The sequence below is a fragment of the Micromonospora sp. NPDC047187 genome, assembly GCF_040643355.1.
Lineage (GTDB): Bacteria > Actinomycetota > Actinomycetes > Mycobacteriales > Micromonosporaceae > Micromonospora > Micromonospora salmantinae.
Genome location: NZ_JBEYUF010000026.1, coordinates 39,994 through 59,587 on the forward strand (window position 1 = coordinate 39,994; position 19,594 = coordinate 59,587).

At 72.1% G+C, this 19,594-nt stretch carries 20 protein-coding genes; 6 read left to right on the forward strand and 14 right to left on the reverse strand.

All coding sequences use genetic code 11. The annotated features are described in order from the left end of the window. Positions 1 to 332 precede the first annotated feature (332 nt). Both lepA and ABZ794_RS28730 read right to left on the reverse strand, forming a co-directional pair. Positions 333 to 2,210 (reverse strand): translation elongation factor 4, encoded by a 1,878-nt coding sequence (gene lepA, locus ABZ794_RS28725; protein WP_145792555.1) that lies wholly within the window; start codon positions 2,208 to 2,210, stop codon positions 333 to 335. A 116-nt stretch (positions 2,211 to 2,326) separates the two neighbouring features. Next, positions 2,327 to 2,863, reverse strand: a complete 537-nt coding sequence (locus tag ABZ794_RS28730; RefSeq protein ID WP_112588292.1) for a DUF4240 domain-containing protein — start codon at positions 2,861 to 2,863, stop codon at positions 2,327 to 2,329. A gap of 61 nt (positions 2,864 to 2,924) precedes the next feature. On the opposite strand from ABZ794_RS28730, the gene ABZ794_RS28735 reads away from it, so the two are divergent. Both ABZ794_RS28735 and rpsT read left to right on the forward strand, forming a co-directional pair. After that, entirely contained in the window at positions 2,925 to 3,911 is a 987-nt protein-coding gene (locus tag ABZ794_RS28735; RefSeq protein WP_210786073.1) for a phosphotransferase, read from the forward strand. Positions 3,912 to 4,160: 249 nt separating this feature from the next. Further along, entirely contained in the window at positions 4,161 to 4,427 is a 267-nt protein-coding gene (rpsT, locus tag ABZ794_RS28740; protein ID WP_030491765.1) for a 30S ribosomal protein S20, read from the forward strand. Positions 4,428 to 4,593: 166 nt separating this feature from the next. Here rpsT and ABZ794_RS28745 read toward each other — a convergent pair whose 3' ends face one another. The 6 genes from ABZ794_RS28745 to ABZ794_RS28770 all read right to left on the reverse strand — a co-directional run bounded on the left by ABZ794_RS28745 (position 4,594) and on the right by ABZ794_RS28770 (position 10,302). Further along, entirely contained in the window at positions 4,594 to 5,016 is a 423-nt protein-coding gene (locus tag ABZ794_RS28745) for a hypothetical protein (RefSeq protein ID WP_210786072.1), read from the reverse strand. After that, complete coding sequence (gene holA / locus ABZ794_RS28750; RefSeq protein WP_210786071.1) at positions 5,013 to 5,993, reverse strand: DNA polymerase III subunit delta; 981 nt, start codon at positions 5,991 to 5,993, stop codon at positions 5,013 to 5,015. Before holA ends, ABZ794_RS28745 begins: the two co-directional genes overlap by 4 nt. Before the next feature lie 135 nt (positions 5,994 to 6,128). Further along, complete coding sequence (locus ABZ794_RS28755) at positions 6,129 to 8,531, reverse strand: ComEC/Rec2 family competence protein (RefSeq protein WP_357518464.1); 2,403 nt, start codon at positions 8,529 to 8,531, stop codon at positions 6,129 to 6,131. Further along, the gene (locus ABZ794_RS28760; RefSeq protein ID WP_238690188.1) at positions 8,528 to 9,355 is read right to left on the reverse strand and encodes a ComEA family DNA-binding protein; all 828 of its coding nucleotides are present in this window, start codon (positions 9,353 to 9,355) and stop codon (positions 8,528 to 8,530) included. Before ABZ794_RS28760 ends, ABZ794_RS28755 begins: the two co-directional genes overlap by 4 nt. Before the next feature lie 216 nt (positions 9,356 to 9,571). Next, positions 9,572 to 9,946, reverse strand: a complete 375-nt coding sequence (locus ABZ794_RS28765; RefSeq protein ID WP_210785349.1) for a VOC family protein — start codon at positions 9,944 to 9,946, stop codon at positions 9,572 to 9,574. Positions 9,947 to 10,173: 227 nt separating this feature from the next. Further along, a complete protein-coding gene (locus ABZ794_RS28770) occupies positions 10,174 to 10,302 on the reverse strand; it encodes a hypothetical protein (RefSeq protein WP_357518467.1) in 129 nt (42 codons plus the stop codon). A gap of 280 nt (positions 10,303 to 10,582) precedes the next feature. Here ABZ794_RS28770 and ABZ794_RS28775 point away from each other — a divergent pair, with 280 nt between their 5' ends. After that, a complete protein-coding gene (locus ABZ794_RS28775) occupies positions 10,583 to 10,774 on the forward strand; it encodes a GntR family transcriptional regulator (protein WP_244236754.1) in 192 nt (63 codons plus the stop codon). A gap of 20 nt (positions 10,775 to 10,794) precedes the next feature. Here the strand turns inward: ABZ794_RS28775 and ABZ794_RS28780 are convergent, their stop codons facing one another. The 5 genes from ABZ794_RS28780 to nadD all read right to left on the reverse strand — a co-directional run bounded on the left by ABZ794_RS28780 (position 10,795) and on the right by nadD (position 14,245). Beyond that, a complete protein-coding gene (locus ABZ794_RS28780) occupies positions 10,795 to 11,568 on the reverse strand; it encodes an SDR family oxidoreductase (protein WP_210785347.1) in 774 nt (257 codons plus the stop codon). Positions 11,569 to 11,571: 3 nt separating this feature from the next. Beyond that, positions 11,572 to 12,426, reverse strand: coding sequence for a DegV family protein (locus tag ABZ794_RS28785; protein ID WP_210785346.1), 855 nt, complete (start codon positions 12,424 to 12,426; stop codon positions 11,572 to 11,574). 48 nt (positions 12,427 to 12,474) lie between these two features. Further along, on the reverse strand, positions 12,475 to 13,134 hold the full coding sequence (locus ABZ794_RS28790) for a histidine phosphatase family protein (protein WP_210785345.1): 660 nt from the start codon (positions 13,132 to 13,134) through the stop codon (positions 12,475 to 12,477). Continuing rightward, complete coding sequence (gene rsfS, locus ABZ794_RS28795; protein WP_210785344.1) at positions 13,131 to 13,538, reverse strand: ribosome silencing factor; 408 nt, start codon at positions 13,536 to 13,538, stop codon at positions 13,131 to 13,133. Before rsfS ends, ABZ794_RS28790 begins: the two co-directional genes overlap by 4 nt. A 110-nt stretch (positions 13,539 to 13,648) precedes the next feature. Continuing rightward, entirely contained in the window at positions 13,649 to 14,245 is a 597-nt protein-coding gene (gene nadD / locus ABZ794_RS28800) for a nicotinate-nucleotide adenylyltransferase (RefSeq protein ID WP_030336528.1), read from the reverse strand. A gap of 158 nt (positions 14,246 to 14,403) precedes the next feature. Between nadD and ABZ794_RS28805 the strand changes: the two genes are divergently transcribed. Further along, positions 14,404 to 15,147 (forward strand): PadR family transcriptional regulator, encoded by a 744-nt coding sequence (locus ABZ794_RS28805; protein ID WP_238690193.1) that lies wholly within the window; start codon positions 14,404 to 14,406, stop codon positions 15,145 to 15,147. A gap of 187 nt (positions 15,148 to 15,334) precedes the next feature. Beyond that, complete coding sequence (locus ABZ794_RS28810; protein ID WP_210785343.1) at positions 15,335 to 16,540, forward strand: NAD(P)/FAD-dependent oxidoreductase; 1,206 nt, start codon at positions 15,335 to 15,337, stop codon at positions 16,538 to 16,540. A 115-nt stretch (positions 16,541 to 16,655) separates the two neighbouring features. Here the strand turns inward: ABZ794_RS28810 and pepN are convergent, their stop codons facing one another. Beyond that, positions 16,656 to 19,172 carry an aminopeptidase N gene (pepN, locus tag ABZ794_RS28815; protein ID WP_357518471.1) on the reverse strand — a complete coding sequence of 839 codons (2,517 nt, stop codon included), beginning with the start codon at positions 19,170 to 19,172 and terminating at the stop codon, positions 16,656 to 16,658. Between the two features lie 69 nt (positions 19,173 to 19,241). Between pepN and ABZ794_RS28820 the strand changes: the two genes are divergently transcribed. Beyond that, entirely contained in the window at positions 19,242 to 19,460 is a 219-nt protein-coding gene (locus ABZ794_RS28820; protein WP_124817462.1) for a DUF397 domain-containing protein, read from the forward strand. The last annotated feature ends 134 nt before the right edge of the window (positions 19,461 to 19,594 follow it).

Below are 19,594 nucleotides of genomic sequence, written 5' to 3' on the forward strand. Positions count from 1 at the left end.
CGTGTGCTTCCTGTCGTGACGGCTAAGTGCCCGACCCACCGAAAGCCCAAACCGACTCATCTCAATCGACAACGTCAACCGTCAATGTTCGGGAGGTGCGTCGGTTGACGCGTGAGTACGTCCACACAGGTCGGAGCCCGTTTGGTCGACCCGTCGGCCCCACGAGAGCGACGGAAAAGTTTTCCGCACCGGGCGGTCACACTCCCCCACCGGCGCGCTCGGCCGGCAGTCTCTGCGGCCCAAGGGACCCGGCGGAGGCACTGTGGGCGAGGCGTCCGGAAACGCGACGCGCCCGGGTGCGGATGGCACCCGGGCGCGTACGGCGGCGCGAACTACTTCTTGCCGGCGGCCTTGCCGTCGCCGGAGTCGGAGGAGAGGGCGGCGATGAACGCCTCCTGCGGCACCTCGACCCGGCCGACCATCTTCATCCGCTTCTTGCCTTCCTTCTGCTTCTCCAGCAGCTTGCGCTTACGGCTGATGTCACCGCCGTAGCACTTGGCGAGCACGTCCTTGCGGATCGCCCGGATGGTCTCCCGGGCGATGACCCGGCTGCCGATGGCAGCCTGGATCGGTACCTCGAACTGCTGGCGCGGGATCAGGGTGCGCAGCTTGGCGGCGATGGTGACGCCGTAGTTGTACGCCTTGTCCTTGTGCACGATGGCGCTGAACGCGTCCACCGGCTCGCCGTGCAGGAGGATGTCCACCTTCACCAGGTCGGACGCCTGCTCGGTGGTGGGCTCGTAGTCGAGTGAGGCGTAGCCCTTGGTACGGCTCTTCAACTGGTCGAAGAAGTCGTAGATGATCTCCGCGAGCGGCAGCGTGTAGCGCAGCTCCACCCGGTCGGCGGAGAGGTAGTCCATGCCGAGCAGGTTGCCGCGCCGACCCTGACACAGCTCCATGACCGCGCCCACGTAGTCGTTGGGCGTCAGCACTGTGGCCCGGACCACCGGCTCGTACACCTCGGCGATCTTGCCGGTGGGGTACTCGCTCGGGTTGGTGACGACGATCTCCTCGCCGTCGTCCGTGATCGCCCGGTAGACGACGTTGGGCGCGGTGGAGATCAGGTCGAGGTTGTACTCGCGCTCCAGCCGCTCCCGGATGATCTCCAGGTGGAGCAGGCCGAGGAAGCCGCAGCGGAAGCCGAACCCGAGCGCGCCGGAGGTCTCCGGCTCGTAGTCGAGGGCGGCGTCGTTGAGCTTGAGCTTGTCCAACGCCTCGCGCAGGTTGGGGTAGTCGGACCCGTCGATCGGGTAGAGGCCGGAGTAGACCATCGGCTTCGGGTCCTTGTACCCACCCAACGCCTCGGCCGCCGGCCGACTGTTGATGGTGACCGTGTCACCGACCCGGGACTGCCGGACGTCCTTCACACCGGTGATCAGGTAGCCGACCTCACCGACGCCGAGCGCCTCGGCCTTGACCATCTCGGGTGAGATGACACCGATCTCCAGCAGCTCGTGCACCGCACCGGTGGACATCATCTTGATCCGGTCGCGGGCGCTGATCCGGCCGTCGATGACCCGGACGTACGTGACGACGCCGCGGTAGACGTCGTACACCGAATCGAAAATCATCGCCCGGGCGGGCGCCACGGCGTCACCGACCGGTGGGATGAACTGCCGGACGATCTCGTCGAGCAGGTACGGAACGCCCTCGCCGGTCTTGCCGGAGACCCGGATGCAGTCGGCGGGGTCACCGCCGATCAGGTGGGCCAGTTCCTCGGCGTACTTCTCCGGCTGCGCGGCCGGCAGGTCGATCTTGTTGAGCACCGGGATGATGCGCAGGTCGTTCTCGAGAGCCAGGTAGAGGTTGGCCAGGGTCTGCGCCTCGATGCCCTGCGCGGCGTCGACCAGCAGCACGGCGCCCTCGCAGGCAGCCAGCGACCGGGACACCTCGTACGTGAAGTCCACGTGCCCCGGAGTGTCGATCATGTTGAGCACCGCGTGCTCGCCAGCCCGCTCACCCTCACGGATGGTCCACGGCATGCGAACGGCCTGGCTCTTGATGGTGATGCCGCGCTCGCGCTCGATGTCCATCCGGTCCAGGTACTGGGCGCGCATCTGCCGGGGGTCGACCACACCGGTGAGCTGCAACATCCGGTCGGCCAGGGTCGACTTCCCGTGGTCGATGTGGGCGATGATGCCGAAGTTCCGGATGCGACCGGGGTCGGTGGAACCAGGGGCGTTCGCGCCGGGATCGAGCTTCGGTGGCACAGCGGTCCGTTCTGGTCGGCTGACGTGAACAGGCCGGCGCGCCGCCGACCCCCTCTATGTTCCCACGCCGCCGGGGTGCGCCCACTGCGCGGGCGATGGAACGGCCCGAGGATCCCTCACTCCATCGGCGGCTCGACGAAGAGCGCGGCCAGCCGGGGCAGCCGGCGACGCGCCTCGTCCTCGTCGTCGAAGTCCCAGAAGTCGTTGAGATCCGGCGTCCGCACCGGGTCGCGGTCCGCCGGCAGTTCGGTAGCGGTGGCCTTGCGGTACGCGTCCCAGGGCACCGAGAGCATCTGCTCGGCGGAGAACTCCTCGCCGCTGAGCGAGGCCGCCCGCACCTGGGGCAGTTCGGCCAGCGAGTCCGGTTCGGCGACCGCGCGGGCGAAGACGGCCCGGCCCTGGGTCATCAGCCAGCCCCGGAAGTGTTCGAAGCCGTCAGCCGAGGCACCACCGTTGATCAGGTACGCCGCACCCCACAGATCCGCCTTGTGCGACGCGGCCAGCACCCGCGTCTGGTGCCGCGCGTACCCGATGATGTCCTCCGGGTCGCGCTCGGCGAGCAGCGCCACGGCCCGCGCGGCGACCGGGCCGGGCTCACCCCCGCCGCCGGCCCGCGCCTCGTCGATCAGCTGCCAGAAGTCCTCGGTCCTCATGGCTTGGCAGTCTGGCAGTGTCGCCGTGCGTCGCGCACGTACCCCGGGGCAGCATGGTGGGATGTCCCCTTCCCTGCTGCCGCCGGTGCCGTACCACGCGAGCGCCCTGCGCCCGTCGTGGCCGGCGTTACCGGCGGCGCTGCGGGCCGCGGTCGCCGACCGGCTCGGCGCGCCGGTGGTCACCGCCCGGGTCGCGGGCGCGGGCTTCACCCGCGGGTTCGCCGCCGTGCTCGACACCGCCGACGGTGGTCGGGCCTTCGTCAAGGCCGCACCCGCCGCCGAGCAACCGCATCTGGTCGACTGGTACGCCCGAGAGGCCGCGATCCTCGACCGGCTGCCGGCCGACCTGCCGGCGCCCCGCCCCCGGTGGACCCTCTCCGCGGCCGGCTGGTTCGTGCTGTGCACCGACGCCGTCGACGGGCACACACCGCACCTGCCCTGGGTGCCCGCCGAGTTGGACGCCACCCTCGCCGGGTACGCGCGGATCGCCGCCGCCCTGGCCGACCCGCCGGCCGAGCTGACCGCGCTCGGCCTGCCGCACCTGGCCGATCTGGCCCGGTCGGACATCCTCTGGTGGGAGGAGGTCGCCGCCGGTCGGGAGCCGACCCCGCCACTGCCCGCGCCGCTGCTGGACCGGCTGCCCGAGTTGGTGGAGTTGGAATCCCTCCTCCCCCGGTACGCCGCCGGCGCGACCGGCCTGATCCACGGCGACCTGCGGGTCGACAACGTGCTGATCGGCCCGGACGGTCGAGCCTGGTTCTGCGACTGGACCTGGGTCTGCACCGGGCCGGCCTGGTTCGACCTGGCCGGCCTGCTGCTCACCGCGTACGCCAGCGGGCTGGACGCGGACCGGCTCTTCGCCGCGCACCCGACCACCGCCGGCGCGCCCCCGGACGCGCTGGACGCGACACTGGCCGCGTTGGCCGGCTACTACCTCACCGGCGCTGCGGCGGCACCGCCGACGGCCTCGCCGCACCTGCCCGCCCACCAGCGGTGGAGCGGCGAGCAGTCGCTCGACTGGCTGGCCCGCCGCCAGGGCTGGCGGTGACGCGGACCGGCCTGGGGCAGCCTGGACTCCCGGTGACGCAGACCGGCTGCCCAGGGCTGGCGGTGGGGCGCCACCGTGGTCGAGGGCGTAACCTGGTCCCCGACGGGCCGGGTCCGTTCGCGCGAAGGCCGAGCCGTTTTGGCTCGTCCCGGGCGACCTGGTAACCTGGCTCTTCGCGCAGCGATGACGCACGTTCGTCATCACGCGCAATAAGCTGACCAACCCGAGCTATCAAGACGAGGCTGTCGCGTGGCGAACATCAAGTCCCAGATCAAGCGCAACCGGCAGAACGAGAAGGCCCGGCTGCGCAACAAGTCGGTCAAGTCGTCGCTGAAGACCGCCGTCCGGAAGTTCCACGAGGCTGCCGAGGCCGGTGACGTCGAGAAGGCGACCGCGCTCATGCTGGACGCCTCGCGCAAGCTGGACAAGGCCGTCAGCAAGGGCGTGATCCACTCCAACCAGGCCGCGAACCGCAAGTCCGCGATCGCGAAGCGCGTGGTGTCGCTCTCCGCCTGACGACTTCACCGTCAGACTGATTCGGAAAACCCCGGGCCCCAGGCCCGGGGTTTCCGCGTGTCCAGAGGCCGGCCGGGTCTATCCGGGCCGGCCGTTCTGTGCGTGCTGCCGGCCGCGTTTCTCCGGCCGGCCGTTCCTGTGCGGTGGGCTCCGACGGGGTCGGCGCTCAGTCTGACGGGTTGGTCCGCCGGGGCGGCGGCAACGGGTCGGCGGTGATCACGACGCCGGGAACGCTGTGCGAGACCCACTCCACCCGGGCTCGGCCGACCACCGGTTCCATCTGCCGGCGAAACCGGTCCCGTTCCTGCTCGGGCACGAGCGCGGCGGAGCGGACCACGATCGCGGCCACCATGTCGTTGAGCTTCACCATGGCGGCCACCACTACCGGCAGCACCAGCACCGCCCACCAGCTGACCAACTCGGCGAGGGCGAGCAGCACCGCAAGGGCGATGGCACCTTCGAAGAAGAGGAAACACAGCACGCCGCCGGGGTTGACGAACCGCAGGCCGAGGAGCCGGGCGTAGAGCGGCCGGTACCGCTCCTCGTCCACGGGAATGGTGGCCCACGCTGGGCGGTTCGCCCCCGTCACCTGGCGCTGCCCTGCCGGGCCGCCGCGACCGAGAAGACCGCACGCTCCAGGGCGTACGCCCGGTCGTCGGAGCCGCCCTTGACGGCCGCGTTGCACTCGGCGGCGACCTGCATGGCCCGGACCAGGCCCTCCGGCGTCCAGCCCCGCCCCTGCCGCTGCGCCCGCTCGATCTTCCAGGCGGGCATTCCGAGGCTGCTGGCGAGCTGGTACGGGCTACCCCGCCCGGCCGACGCCACCCGGGCCACAGTGCGCACCCCGTCGGCCAGGGCATCGGCGATGGGCACCGGGTCGACCCCGACGTGCAGGGCCCAGCGCAGTGCCTCGAGCGCCGCCGGCACGTCGCCGACCATCGTGGCGTCCGCCACCGTGAAGCCGGTCACCTCGACCCGGCCCCGGTAGTAACGGGAGACCGCCTCGGCGCTGATCCGCCCATCGGTGTCGGCGATCAGTTGGGAGCAGGCGGCGGCCAGCTCACGCAGGTCGTTGCCGACCGCGGCGATGAGCGCCTCGGCGGCGTCGTCGGTGCACCTTCCGCCGGCCCGCCGGATCTCGTCGCGGACGAAGGCCACCCGATCGCGGTGCCCCTTGAGCTTGGCGGCCGGGACCACCGTCGCGCCGGCCGCCCGCAGGCCGTCGGCGAACGCCTTGCCCTTGGCACCGCCCAGGTGCAGCACCAGCAGTTGGACCTCCGGGTCGGGATTCTTCGCATACGCCAACAGCGCGGCGACCAGATCCTTGCGGGCGTCCTGGCCGGAACGCAGGATCAGCAGCCGCCGCCCGCCGAACAGCGAGGGGCTGAGCATCTCGGCGATCTCGCCGACGGTGAGCGCACTGGCCTGGTACTCGCGGACGTCCACCTCGGGGTCCACACTGCGAACCTTCGCGACAGCTTCGGTGACCGCGCGCGTGGCGAGCAGTTCCTCGTCACCGAGGACGAGCAGAATGGGGGCGAGGCTGGCGGGGGTCACGCCGCCCATATTCGCACGGCCTGCGGCGGGATCGTGCCTGCTCATTCGCTGCTTGATCGGCGCAGCCCGCACACAGCGCAAATCCAGACATCCAACTCAATTGTTCGCTAAATCCGCAATTGGCTCGATTAACCGAAGACCTATTCAGGGCTGTCGGCCCGCGGGCACACCTCGTCGGGCCACCGCCAGACCGCCGTCCGTCCGGACCGCCGCCACGTCGCCGTCCGTGTCGGTACGCAGCACCCGCACGCCGTCCCTGCCCAGTTGGGCGAGCAGTCCCGGACTCGGGTGCCCGTAGGTGTTGCCCGTGCCCACCGGCACGAGCGCCACCGCCGGCCGCACCGCGTCGAGGAAGCCCTGGTACTGGTACGCCGACCCGTGGTGCGCGACCTTCAACACGTCCGCCCGTAACTGGCCGGGGGCCGCCCGCGCCACCATCGCGTGCTGCTCCTCGGTCTCCGCGTCGCCGGCCAGCAGGATCCGTACCCCGGCCACCGTGGCGCGCAGCACCAGCGAGTTGTTGTTCGGGTCGGACCTGGTCCCGGCCAGCGGGTACGGCGGGCCGAGCACCAGCAGGTCGACCCCGCCCACGGGGTGGCGAGCGCCGGCCACTGTGGTCAGCAGCGCGGCCCGCCCGCCGGTGGCCACCGCCCGAACCAGGTCCCGACCGCTCTCCGGGTCGGTGGACGACGGCGTCAGCACGGCACTCACCCGCCGCCCCCGGAACACCCCGGCCACCCCGCCCACGTGGTCCGCGTGGAAGTGACTGATCACCAGCAGGGGCACCTCCCGTACGCCGAGCCGACGTAGGCAACCGTCCACCGCACCCGGTTCCGGCCCGGCGTCCACCACCACGGCCCGGCCGGGGTCGACCGGGAGCACCAGGGCGTCGCCCTGCCCCACCGCGCAGGCCACCACCACCCACCCCGCGGGCGGCCAGCCGGCGGCCACCAGCCGAACCGGCAGGGCACCCAGCACGGCGGCGACCCCGACCACCGCCACCAGCCGGCGTACGAGTGGCCGGCGCACCGCGATCAGCAGCGCGACGGTCAGCCCGGTCAGCAGCAGTGCACCGGGCACCCCACCCGGCCACGGCAGGGTGCCACCCGGCAGTCGAGCACCCTGGCGGGCGATGAGCACCAGCCACCAGGCCGGCCAACTCGCCAGCCACGCGACGAACTCGGCGCCGGCCGGCCAGATCGGCGACACCATGGCCGCCAGCACGCCCAGCACGGTCGCCGGGGCGATGGCCGGCACCGCCAGGAGGTTTGCCGGCACCGCCACCAGGCTCACCGTGCCGGAGATCCCGGCGACGACCGGGCCGCAGGCAAGTTGGGCAGCCGCCGGCACGGCCAGCGCCTCGGCCAGCCCGGGCGGGACGCCTCGCCGACGCAACCCGTCCCGCCAACGTGGCGCGAGCAGCAGCAGGCCACCGGTGGCCAGCACGGAGAGGGCGAACCCGGGGTCCCCGGCCAACTCGGGGTCGACGAGCACCAGCACGGTCACGGCGGCGGCCAGCGCGGGCAGCGCCGCCCGAGGTCGACCGGCGGCGAGCGCGGCAAGCCCGATCGCTCCCATCGTGGCTGCCCGTACGACGCTCGGCGACGGGCGCACGAGAATGACGAACCCCACCAGCGCCACCCCACACAGCGCGGCGGCGAGCCACGGGCCGGCGCGCGACCACCGGGCCAGCAACAGCACCGCACCCACCACGATCGCCACGTTGGAGCCGGAGACCGCGTTGAGGTGGGTCATCCCGGTGGCCTGGAAGTCCGCCTCGACGGCGGGTGGCAGTCGGCTGGTGTCGCCCACCACCAGACCGGGCAGCAGCCCACCGGGGTCGTCGGGCAGCGGCGCGCAGGCCCGTTGCAGGCCGGCACGCAGCGTCCCGGCGGCGCGCTGCGCCCAGGACGGCGCACCGTGCCGATCCGGTGGGCCGTTGGTGCTGAGCACCGCCGCGGTGAGGTCGCCACCGCGCGGTACGCCGAGCCGGCCGTCGGCGGTGAGGCGCTGCCCGGGCAACAGGCCCCGCCACGCCGGGTCGGTCGCCAGGACCAGTAGCCGCACCGACGCGTGGATCCGCCGACCATCCGGGCCGGTGAGCCGGACCAGCTCGGTCGAGACCAGCAACATGCCTGGCCGCCCGGCACTGCGGATCGGGCGCGGATCGTCCCGGACGACCAGGTCGGCGGTGACCGGAGCGCGTTGCTCGGCGAGGACACGGATCGGCGGCGCGTCGCGAACGGCGAGCTGGGCGGCGGTGCCCGCACCACCGCAGACCACACCGAGGCCGACCGCCACGGCGACCCACCCGTAGCGTCGCAGCACGGCTCGGGGACGGCCGAGGCGGCCGAGCAGGTGTACGGCACCAATCGCCGTCAGCCCGGCCGCCGTGCCGGCCACCAGCAGCGTGGCGCGGCTGCCGAGGTGCAGGCCGGCGAGCGCCGTGAGCCAGGCCGCCACGGCGAGCCCGGCCAGTCGCAGATCCGGCGGCCCGAGCTGAGCCCCGCCGGCCGGTGGGTCAGCGGGTACGGAGAACCCGCTCACACCGTCACCAGGTCCTTGAGCTGCTCGTAGCGGGCATCGCCGATCCCGTCGACCTGGCGTAGGTCGCCAACGGATTTGAACCCGCCGTGCTGATCCCGGTGGGCGAGGATCCGTTGGGCGAGCACCGGCCCCACCCCGGGCAGCGCGTCGAGCTGCGCCAGCGTCGCGGTGTTGAGGTTCAGCGGCCCGGCGACGGGAGCCGCACCACCTGCCGCAGGCCCGGCCGCACCGCCCGGCACCGGCGGTGGCGTCACCCCGACCACGATCAGCTCGCCGTCGATGACCTTGCGGGCGGGGTTGAGCAGCGCCACGTCGACCCCCGGGAGGGCGCCGCCGGCCGCCTGCACCGCGTCGGCGAGACGGGACCCGGCCGGCAGGCGTACCAAACCGGGTTTTCGGACCTTGCCCGCGACCGCCACCACCAACTCGCCGGAGCTGGACACACTCGGGTCACCGGCCGGCGCGGCCGACGCGGCCTCGCTGGCCAGTGGGACGACCGGCTCCGACTGCGGCCGGGCCTGCCAGGCCCAACCTGCCGCGCCCACGACCACCACCACGGCGACCACCGCCAACGCCCGCACGCCCCGCCGCCCAGGGTCGAACGCCGACGGGCCGGGCAACCGCGACTCGGGCGGGACCGCAAGGCCCGCCGACGACGGTTCCGCGGCGGGCTGGGAGGACAGCACGTCCGCCGGCAGCGCGCCGACCAGGGACGACTGGGGTACGCCCGCGAGCGGCACCTCCGGCCGGGGCAGCGGTGCGACAGCCGCCTCGGTCAGCCGGCGCAGGCGCTGGCGTACCTCTGTCTCCTCGTCGTGCGACACACCGCGACGCTATGGCGGTGGCCGGAACGGCGGAGCGGGACGACGCCGTCCTGTGGACAACCAACGCCACTGTGGACAACGCCCTGATCATGCCCCGACCTGCTATGGCCGCAGACGGCGGCTACGCCGTTTCAGTCAGACATCGCCGCTGCGTGACTCGCCGCCCGGCCGATGCCCGCCGGGGCCGACACCGTCCTCGACGAACGACGCCGCCTGCTACAGGTACGGCCGGGTGATGATTTCGATCGCGTGGCCGGACGGGTCGAAGAAGTAGAAGCCCTGGCCACCGTGCTCGGTGTTGGTCTCCCCCTCCCGCTTCAACTGCGGGTCGGCCCAGTACGTGATGCCACGTCCCTCGACGAACGCCAGGCAGCGCACGAACAACTCGTCGTCGACGAGGAACGCGTAGTGCTGCATCTGGATGTCCACCGGCGGCTCGGCGAACTGGAGCAGCACACCCTCGTCCAGTTGGACGTTGGCGAACGGCCCCCACGATGGCGCCTCTGGCAGCTCGAACAGCTCCCGGTAGAACGCGGCCGAGGCGCTCTTGTCCTTGCTGGCGATGATGGTGTGGTTGAACGTGACTGTCATCCGTACCGTCTTCTTCCCGGTCGATCCGAAGACCCGACCGGAGGCCCACAGCGTTCACCCAGCCACACAGATGACGAAGCCCCGAGGGCACCGACGCCCCGGATCCCGCACGAGAGACGCGTACATCGCATCGATCTCGGCGTGGTGGCTGAAGTAGCCAGAACCTCCGGGGGTAGGCCCATCTGGGGCGCGCACGGAGGCTAACACAGCGGCGCGGAGCCGATCGTTCACCGTTTCTGGAGCATGACCGAGGCGACTTCTGCCACGAGCGCCAGCGCCCGGGTCCAGTGGGCATCCAGCACCCGCTTGGCCATGAACAGTTCGGTCGCCGTGGACACCGGTTCATCGATTGGCATGTTCGACGCCTCCGCGCGATCGGAAGTAGCCCGCCCTGGGGGCCGAAACCTTGCGATGAACTCCCTCAGGGCGGGCAGACCGGATACCTCAGGAGTGCTGAAGTCCAGGAGCACCCGGTCACTGTCTCACTGTATCCACTGTCTCAGTGTAGTCAAGTTCTCACTATCTCCACTTTGCTGCGTTGCCGCCTTGTCTCGATCACGCCCGGGCTGGAAACATGATCTCCGCTGAAGTCCGGGAGAGCCGCTCATGCCGACGAGACCACCGCACTACCGCCGCGTGGCGGATGACATTGAGCAAAAGATTCGCTCAGGTGAATACTCGCCTGGCCAACAACTGCCATCGGTGTCCGAGATCGGCGAGCTGTACAACGTGGCACGCTCCACGGCCTATCGAGCCGTCAAGGAGCTGCACGAGCGAAACCTGATCTACGGTCAGCAGGGGCAGGGCGTGTTCGTCGCCGACAGCTAGAAGCCGAGCGATCTAGGCGGTCAGCGGGTCTCTGGGTCGAGGCCGAGTACGGCCCGTCCGCCGTCCACCGGCAGCGTCACCCCGTTGACGAAGCTCGCTGCGGGCGACAGCAGGTACGCGACCGCCTCGGCCACCTCCTCGGCCCGCCCGATGCGACCCACCGGGTGCAGCCGGGTCAGCTCGGCGTCGATCCACTGGGCCTGGGTGGGCTCCTGCGTGGCGAGGAATTCGGTGTGCCGCTCGGTGGCGATCGAGCCGAGCGCTACCGCGTTGGCGCGGATGCCGTGCCGCCCGTACTCGACAGCCAGCGCCCGGGTCAGCCCCTCCACGGCGGCCTTAGCCGTCGCGTACGGCAGGGCACCGGACACCGGCCGGCGGGCCTGGTGCGACGAGACGTTGACGATCGCGCCGCCGGCGGCGCGGGCCAGAAAGCGGCGGACGGCGACCGCGGCGCCCACCACGGCCGGGCGCAGGTTCAACCCGATCAGGTCCAGCACCGTGTCGGCCGACGCGGTGTGCAGCGTGGCATCGCGGAAGACCGCTGCGTTGTTCACCCAGCCGGTCAGCGGCGCGGCGCGGTCCGCCAGCTCGGCGGCGCGCTCGGCCACCTGCTCGTCGGCGGCGTCGCCGATCACCGCGACGAGCCGATCGGCTGCCGGATGGTCGGCCAACCAGTCGACCGCGTCGGCGTCGCGTTCCAGTACGACGATGGTGGCGCCGGTCGCCAGCAGCCGTTCCACCACGGCCCGGCCGACACCGCGACCGCCTCCGGTCACCACGCACGACGTGGGCACGGCTCAGCCCTCCGGTCGGCGGTGGACGACCACGCAGGCCAGGCCAGGCCCGGCGTGCGCGGCGACGACGGCGCCCGCCTCGGAGACGTACGTGTCGTGCAGCCGGTCACCGAACCGCTCGGTGAGCGCAGCCCGCAACGCCTCGGCCCGTTGCGGCGCGGCCAGGTGGTGCACTCCGAGATCCACGTCGTCGCCGTCGGCCGCCTCGACGGCCAGGTCCACGAGACGGGCCACTCCCCGGCTGGCGGTGCGCACCTTCTCCCGCAGCACTATCGCCCCGTCCGGCATGTGCATGATCGGCTTGACGGACAGCGCGGTGCCGACCAACGCCTCGGCCGCGTTGATCCGGCCGCCCCGGCGAAGGAACTCCAGCGTGTCGACGTAGAACCAGACTGTGGTGCGGGCGGTGGCGGCCAGCGCCGCGTCGCGTACAGCGGCAAGGTCGGCGCCGGCCTCGGCGGCGGTGGCGGCGGCGATGGCCGGAAAGCCCAGCCCCATGCCCGCCGAGCGGCTGTCCACGACCTCGACCCGGCCGTCGAGGTCGGCGGCGGCGAGCCGGGCGGCCTCCACCGTGCCGGACAGCGCGGCGGAGATGTGCACCGAGACGATCCCGTCGGCGCCGGCGTCGAGCAGTCGGCGGTACGTCCGGGCGAACTGCTCGGGTGCCGGGCGGGAGGTGGTCGCGGTGACCCGGCGGGCGCTCAGCGCCAGTGTGGCGTCGGCCGGCTGGGTCTCCACCCCCTCCAGCCCTTCCGCGCCGTTGAGCACGACGGTCAACGGCACGACGGTCAGCCGGTGCGCCTGCACCAGCTCGGGCGGAAGGTAGGCGGTGGAGTCGATGACAACCGCGACGGGCATGCCCGGCACGCTAGCCGATCGAGGCCGCGAACGCCGAGGCGCGAGTGCTCAGACCGCGTCGACGGCGACCGGGGCGGTGATCAGGCCGACGTTGTGCGCCCGCAACTGCCAGCCGCTGACGTCCTGCGGACGCCCGATGGCCGGCGCACGGTCGTCGTGCCGTAGCTCACTCCAGTGGCAGTTGGCCAACGAGCCGACGGAGCGCAGCACCCGGGTGTCCCAGCCGAGCAGATGACCCATGCCCTGCCGGGACCCGCCACCGTGGGTGGCGACCACCACCGTGCCGCCGGCTGCCGCCTCGGCAGCCTCCCGCAGTGCGGCGCCGACCCGCTCGCCGAGGTCGTGCAGGGGTTCCAGATCCGCGCCCGGGTCGGGGTCGCCGGCCCGCCAGCGCGCGTACTCCTCGGGGAAGCGCTCGGCGACCTCGGTGAGGTGCAGACCCTGCCACTGGCCGAAGTGCCGCTCGCGCAGCCGGGCGTCGGTGCGTACCGGCAGACCCGTCAGCGCGGCGAGCGCGGCGGCGGTGTCGGCGGCGCGGCTCAGGTCGCTGGCCACGATGGCGTCGGGCCGCAGCCCCGCGAGCAGCGGGGCGGCGGCGCGGGCCTGGTCGCGGCCAAGCTCGTTGAGGGGTACGTCGGTCTGCCCCTGGACGCGGTTGGCGGCGTTCCAGTCGGTGTTGCCGTGCCGCCAGACGATCAGCCGGGTCATTCGGCGGCGGCGGACCCGCTGGCGTCGGCCTCGACCAGGTCGCGATCGACGAACGGGATGGTGGGGCAGTCCTTCCAGAGACGGTCGAGCCCGTAGAACTCGCGCTCCTCGGTGTGCTGGACGTGCACCACGATGTCGACGTAGTCGAGCAGCACCCAGCGGCCACCACGCTCGCCCTCGCGCCGCACCGGCTTCGCCTTGTCCGGCAGCTCCAGCAGGCTCTCCTCGATGGCGTCGACGATGGCCAGCACCTGACGCTCGTTGGGGGCAGCGGCGAGCACGAACGCGTCGGTGATGGCGAGCTGGTCGCCGACGTCGATGATCGTGATGTCCTGCGCCTTCTTGTCGGCGGCGGCCTGGGCGGCCGCGATAGCCAGCTCGTGAGCGCGTTCGGAAATCGTCACCGTTCTCCTTCGATCAAGCGTGCGATCCTCCAAGCGTCTCATACCCGCCGGCACCCCGATCGTCCAGTTCTGGTCGGTTAGCGCCACGAACCTGGGCATAACGGGTGCGCTCAGCGCTGATAGAGGCTCCGCTTGGCGATGTACTGCACCACACCGTCGGGCACCAGGTACCAGACCGGCTCGCCTCGGGCGACCCGAGCGCGACAGTCGGTCGACGAGATGGACATCGCGGGCACCTGGATCAGGCTGACGGTGTCCGCCGGGAGGTGCTTGTCACTCAGCGGGAAACCGGGGCGGGTCACGCCGATGAAATGCGCCAACTCGAAGATCTCGTCCAGGTCCTTCCAGGAAAGGATGCGTTGCAGGGCGTCCGCACCGGTGATGAAGAACAACTGCACCTTCGGGCCGTACTCGGCCTGCAGGTCACGCAGCGTGTCGACCGTGTAGGTCGGCCCACTACGGTCGATGTCCACCCGGCTGACCTGGAAGCGAGGGTTGGAGGCGGTGGCGATCACTGTCATCAGGTACCGGTCCTCGGCCGGGCTGACCGGCTCGTCGGCCTTCTGCCACGGCTGGCCGGTGGGCACGAAGACCACCTCGTCCAGGCCGAACCGGTCCGCCACCTCGCTGGCCGCGACGAGGTGCCCGTGGTGGATCGGGTCGAAGGTGCCACCCATGATCCCGATCCGCCGGATATCTTCCTCCACCCGATGATCGTAGGCCGAGCGCCGTGGCCGACCGTCCCGGCCCGGCACCGCCGTACGTCACCCCACTCCGGCCCACGGTCCAGCGCGCGGGGTCGTCGCATTCTCGCCGTCGGCGTATATTCGTCGACGAGTAACCGTCGACGAGCGAGGGGGTCATCGTGCCGAAGCGGCGCAAGGTCGGCAACCTGCTGGCGCTGGCCGTGCTGTCCGCACTCGTCCAGCGGCCGATGCACCCGTACGAGATCGCCACCGCACTGCGGGCCTGGGGCAAGGACCAGGACATGGAGTTCAAGTGGGGCTCCTTCTACACGGTGATCGGCAACCTGGACAAACACCACCTGATCGAGGCGGTGGAGAGCGTGCGCGAGGGCCGACGCCCGGAACGCACCGTCTACCGGATCACCGACGCGGGGCGGGCGGAGCTGGTCGACTGGGCCCGCGAGCTGGTCTCCACCCCGATGGCGGAGCATCCCCGTTTCCGGGCCGGGTTGTCAGTGCTCGCCGCGCTGCATCCCGACGAGGCCACCGGCCTGCTGCGGCAACGACTCGACCTGCTGGAGGCCGCGATCCGCCAGGACCGCGAAACCCTCGACGCGCACCTGCGGGAGATCCCGCGGCTGTTCCTGGTGGAGTCGGAGTACGACCTCGCCATGCGGGACGCGGAGGCGGACTGGCTGCGGGCACTGCTCGCGGAGTTGACCTCGGGGAGCTACCCCGGGTTGAGCACCTGGCGGGCCTTCCACGAGACCGGCGAGATGCCGGCCGAACTGACCGAGTTGGCCGAGGGAACGCACACCCCGAGGTTCAACCCCGACACCCCAACCACCCACACCCCGGAGGCCAGCCCCGACAGCACCGAACGCCCCGACAGCAGCAGCCGGAGAGCCGACAGCACCGGCTGAAGAGCGGCCCCGGCGAGGTGCGCCAACACCTCACCGGGGCCCTGACCCCGAACCGACGCCTGGGAAGGCACCCGGCCCGAAGCGGCAATCACGAGGATAACCGGGCTCCCTCCCAGGTCCGCGCGCCCGCGCACCGACCACGACAGGTCCGCGCGCCGCGCACCACCGACCACACCAGGGAGAGAGCATGACCACGGTACGAACCGCGATCGTCGTCGGCGGTGGCATCGCCGGGCCGGTGACAGCGCTCGCGCTGCGCCGCGCCGGCATCACCGCAACCGTCTACGAGGCGTACCCGACCACGGCCAGCGGCATCGGCGGCACCCTCGCCCTCGCGCCCAACGGCGTGGCGGCTCTGCGTACGGTCGGCGCGCACGAGGCGGTGACGGCGATCGCCACACCGATCGACCGCAGCGCTCTGGCCGTCGGCCGCCGCCGCCTCGACATGCCCACGCTGACCGGGGTGCCGCCGCTGCACGTGGTGCACCGGGCCGAGCTGTACCAGGTGCTGCACGACCAGGCATTCGCCGAGGGCGTGCCGTTCGCGTACGGCAAGCGGCTGGTCGACGCCGAGCAGACCGGCGACGGCGTGACCGCACGCTTCGAGGACGGCAGTACCGCGACCGCCGACATCCTCGTCGGCGCGGACGGGATCCGTTCCACGGTCCGGGATCTGATCGACCCGGCCGCGCCCGGACCCCGGTTCACCGGGCTGCTCGGCTTCGAAGCCGTCGCCCGGCACGAGGTGGACGCCGAGTCGGGCACCATGACGTTCGCGTTCGGCCGACGCGGCTACTACCTGTACTGGCCCGAGCCCGGCGGCGGCACCCGGTGGGGGGCCAACCTGCCGCAGCAGCGGCCGATGAGCCTCGTCGAGGCCCGGGCGGTACCGGCGGAGCAGTGGCTGGACACGCTGCGCGCCACCTACGGCGACGACGACCCGGGCCGGGAGTTGGTCGGCACCAGCAACGCCGACGACCTCCAGGTGGTCGGATCGTTGCAGATCATGCCGCCCGTGCCGCACTGGCATCGGGGCCGGATGGTGCTGGTCGGCGACGCGGCGCACGCACCGTCGAACAGTTCGGGGCAGGGCGCGTCGCTGGCCATCGAGAGCGCGGTACAACTCGCCCGCTGCCTGCGCGACCTGCCGGACGTCCAGGCGGCGTTCGCCGCGTACGTGCGGCTGCGTCGTAGCCGGGTGGAGAAGGTCGCGGCCCGCGCGGCCCGGATCAACCACGCGAAGGCCCCCGGTGCGGTCGCGCGGACGTTGATGCCGTTGCTGATGCCGCTGATGGTGCGCACGGTGCTGGACCCGGAGAAGACCGTCGCCGACGAGCAGCGCTACGTCATCGACTGGGACGCGCCGGTCACCGCGGAGCCCGCCCTGCGCTGAGCGGTGGCTGCGGGGTGGCCGGCCAGCCACCCCGCAGCAGCCCGCCGGCAGCGCCCAGCCCGCGCCGGGCCACTCGCGCCGGCCACCCCACGGCTTCAGGGCGCGCGGGCAGCGGTCAGGCCGAGGCGGCGGCCACCGCCGTCCGGGCGACCAGCGCGCGACGCAGGTCGTCGTCGGCGTCGGTCACCACCCGGCGCAGGCCAGGGGTCAGGTCGTCGCGGGCCAGCAGCGCCGCGGCCGCCTCCCGGGTGGGTTGCGCCACGGCGTAGCGGGGGAACGCCAGGGCGGCCACCCGGTCGGCCGTCCAGGGGGTACGCCGGTGCGCGGCGGCCGGCATCTCCGCGAAGTACCGATCGACGTACGCGGCGGTCAGGTCGGCCTGTTCGGGTTGCCAGAACCCCTCGGTGATCGCCTCCAGCAGTCGACTGGACAGCGCGGTGTCCCGCAGGATGATCTCCCAGGTCGCCTGCTTCGTCACCGGGTCGGGCAGTGCCGCCCGGCAGTGGGCGGCCCGTTCCGCGCCCGTGGAGCTGTTGTCGGCGGCGGCCTCGATGGCGATCTCCGCCTCGCCGGCGGCGCCCAGCACCACCAGGCGACGCAGCACCGCCCAGCGCAACTCCGCGTCGATCTTCAGACCGGCCGGCACGTCCCGGCCGGCGAGCCAACCGACGAGCAGATCCGCGTCGGTGGTCGCGGCGATCCAACCCCGTGCGGCAGCGAGCTGCAACGACTCCCCGGCCGGCGCGCCGTCGAGCAGCCGCTGGCACGTCCCAGCGACCCTGGCCAGCGCCGTGGAGCGGGTCAGCGGGTCGAGGTAGCGGTCGACCAGGGACCGGCTGAGTGTCAGCACGTCCTCCGCGATGATCACCTCGGTCTCGGTGGGCAGCGCGGCGGCCATCAGGTCGACCAGGCCGGTGACCGGCCGCTCGCCGTCGGTCACCGCGTCCAGTGCCTCGCGCCAGAGCACCGCTCGCGCCAGCGGGTCGGCCAGACCGGGCAGCACCTGCGGGACGGCGTCCGCCGACGCCGAGTCGAGGCGTACCTTCGCGAAGGTGAGGTCACCGTCGTTGAGCAGCAACAACCGGGCCGCCGGCTCGCCTGTCAACGCACCGAGCACGGTGCGGCCTCCGTCGGCGTTCGGGTCGATGTCCACCTCGTCACGCCGACCGGTGCCGTCCGTCGAGTAGCGGCCCACGCCGATCCGGTGCGGGCGCAGCACCGGGTACGACTCGGGCGCGGTCTGCACCACTGCCACCTCGGTGTAGCGACCGTCGGCGTCGACGGCGACCTCGGCACGCAGCGTGTTGACCTGCGGGCGGCGCAACCACAGCTCGGCCCAGTCGGACAGGTCCCGCCCGCTGCTGGCGGAGAGGCTGGCCAGCAGGTCGGCGAGCGTGGCGTTGCCGAAGCGGTGTGCGGCGAAGTGCGCGTTCAGGCCGGCGAGGAATGCCTCGTCGCCGAGCCACGCCACCAGCTGACGCAGCACGCTGGCGCCCTTGGCGTACGAGATGCCGTCGAAGTTGAGCAGGCCCGCCTCGGCGTCGACGACCTCCTGTGGGGCGATCGGGTGGGTGGAGGGCCGCTGGTCGGCGGCGTAGCCCCAGGCCTTGCGCCGCATGGCGAAGGTGGTCCAGGCCTGATCGAAGCGGGTCGCCTCGGCGGTGACCCGGGTGCCGAGGTACTCGGCGAAGGACTCGTTCAACCACAGGTCGTCCCACCAGCGCATGGTGACCAGGTCACCGAACCACATGTGGGCCATCTCGTGGGCGATGGTGCCGGCGCGCTGCTCGCGCTGGGTGTCGGTGACCGCCGAACGGAACACGTAGTCGTCGCGGAAGGTGACCAGGCCCGGGTTCTCCATCGCGCCGCCGTTGAACTCGGGCACGAACGCCTGGTCGTACTTGCCGAACGGGTAGCGTTCGGTGAAGAGCTGGTGGAACCGGTCCAGGCACTGCCGGGTGATGGTGAAGATCTCCTCGGCGTCGGCGTCCAGGTGCTCGGCGAGCGACCGGCGGCAGTAGATGCCCAGCGGTATGCCGTCGTGCTCGGCCCGCCGGACGTGGTACGGCCCGGCGATCAGCGAGAAGAAGTACGTGGCCAGGGGCTCGCTCGGGGCGAACTCCCAGCGCCCGGGGGCCGGGTTGGCGGCCAGCTCGGCGTTGCCGGCGACGATCCACTGCGCCGGCGCGGTGACCGAGAGCGTGACCGGGGCCTTGAGGTCGGGCTGGTCGAAGGCGGCGAAGATGCGCGGCGCGTTGTCGAGGAAGGACTCGGCGTAGAGGTAGGTCTCGCCGTCGGCCGGGTCGACGAAGCGGTGCATCCCCTCCCCCGTCTTGGAGTACGCCATCTCGGCCTCGACGACGAGCGTGTTCTCCTCGGCCAGGTCGTCGAGCGGCAGCCGGTTGTCGGTGAGCAGGGCGGGGTCCAGGTCGCGGTCGTTGAGGCGTACACAGCGCAGTTTGGCGGGCTTGGCCTCGACGAAGGTCGCGGCGCCGACGGTGGCCCGGAACCGGATCTCGACGCGGGAGCGGAACAGGTCACCGTCACCGGTGAGGTCGAGGTCCACCTGATAGGACTCGACGCTAATCGCCGCGCCACGCGCGGTCGCCTCTACACGGGTCAGGCTCGGCATCCGCTTATCCTGCCCGATGGGGATCGGCAACCGGTCACCACACGACCCTCGGCACTGGAGGAAAGAACCATGGCGCAGCACCCCAAGGGCGACTTCGACCTCTCTCGGGCGGTCTGGCAGCGGGCCGAGGGGGACACCTCCGACAGCGCCGTCGAGGTCGCCTTCGTCGACGACCTGATCGGGATGCGCAACTCGGCCGAGCCGAACGGCCCGGTGCTGGTCTTCACCCAGGCCGAGTGGGACGCCTTCGTGGCCGGCGCCCAGGACGGCGAGTTCGACCTGGACTGACAGTGCCCGCCGATCCGTCGGTGGGGGATCGCCGTGCCGGTGCCCGTGGTCGGGACACCGGCACGGCCCCGCTGGCGCGTTGGGGGGCGGACCCCCGGCCCGGCCGGCCCGGGCCGGGGGTGCACCATCGCCGG

Excerpts from the sequence above, each read along its gene's own strand:
- ABZ794_RS28730 (WP_112588292.1), bottom strand. The coding sequence starts at position 2,863 with ATGAGGACCGAGGACTTCTGGCAGCTGATCGACGAGGCGCGGGCCGGC.
- ABZ794_RS28735 (WP_210786073.1), top strand. The coding sequence starts at position 2,925 with ATGTCCCCTTCCCTGCTGCCGCCGGTGCCGTACCACGCGAGCGCCCTG.
- holA (WP_210786071.1), bottom strand. The coding sequence starts at position 5,993 with ATGGGCGGCGTGACCCCCGCCAGCCTCGCCCCCATTCTGCTCGTCCTC.
- ABZ794_RS28765 (WP_210785349.1), bottom strand. The coding sequence starts at position 9,946 with ATGACAGTCACGTTCAACCACACCATCATCGCCAGCAAGGACAAGAGC.
- ABZ794_RS28770 (WP_357518467.1), bottom strand. The coding sequence starts at position 10,302 with ATGCCAATCGATGAACCGGTGTCCACGGCGACCGAACTGTTCATGGCC.
- ABZ794_RS28785 (WP_210785346.1), bottom strand. The coding sequence starts at position 12,426 with ATGCCCGTCGCGGTTGTCATCGACTCCACCGCCTACCTTCCGCCCGAG.
- ABZ794_RS28790 (WP_210785345.1), bottom strand. The coding sequence starts at position 13,134 with ATGACCCGGCTGATCGTCTGGCGGCACGGCAACACCGACTGGAACGCC.
- ABZ794_RS28810 (WP_210785343.1), top strand. The coding sequence starts at position 15,335 with ATGACCACGGTACGAACCGCGATCGTCGTCGGCGGTGGCATCGCCGGG.
- pepN (WP_357518471.1), bottom strand. The coding sequence starts at position 19,172 with ATGCCGAGCCTGACCCGTGTAGAGGCGACCGCGCGTGGCGCGGCGATT.
- ABZ794_RS28820 (WP_124817462.1), top strand. The coding sequence starts at position 19,242 with ATGGCGCAGCACCCCAAGGGCGACTTCGACCTCTCTCGGGCGGTCTGG.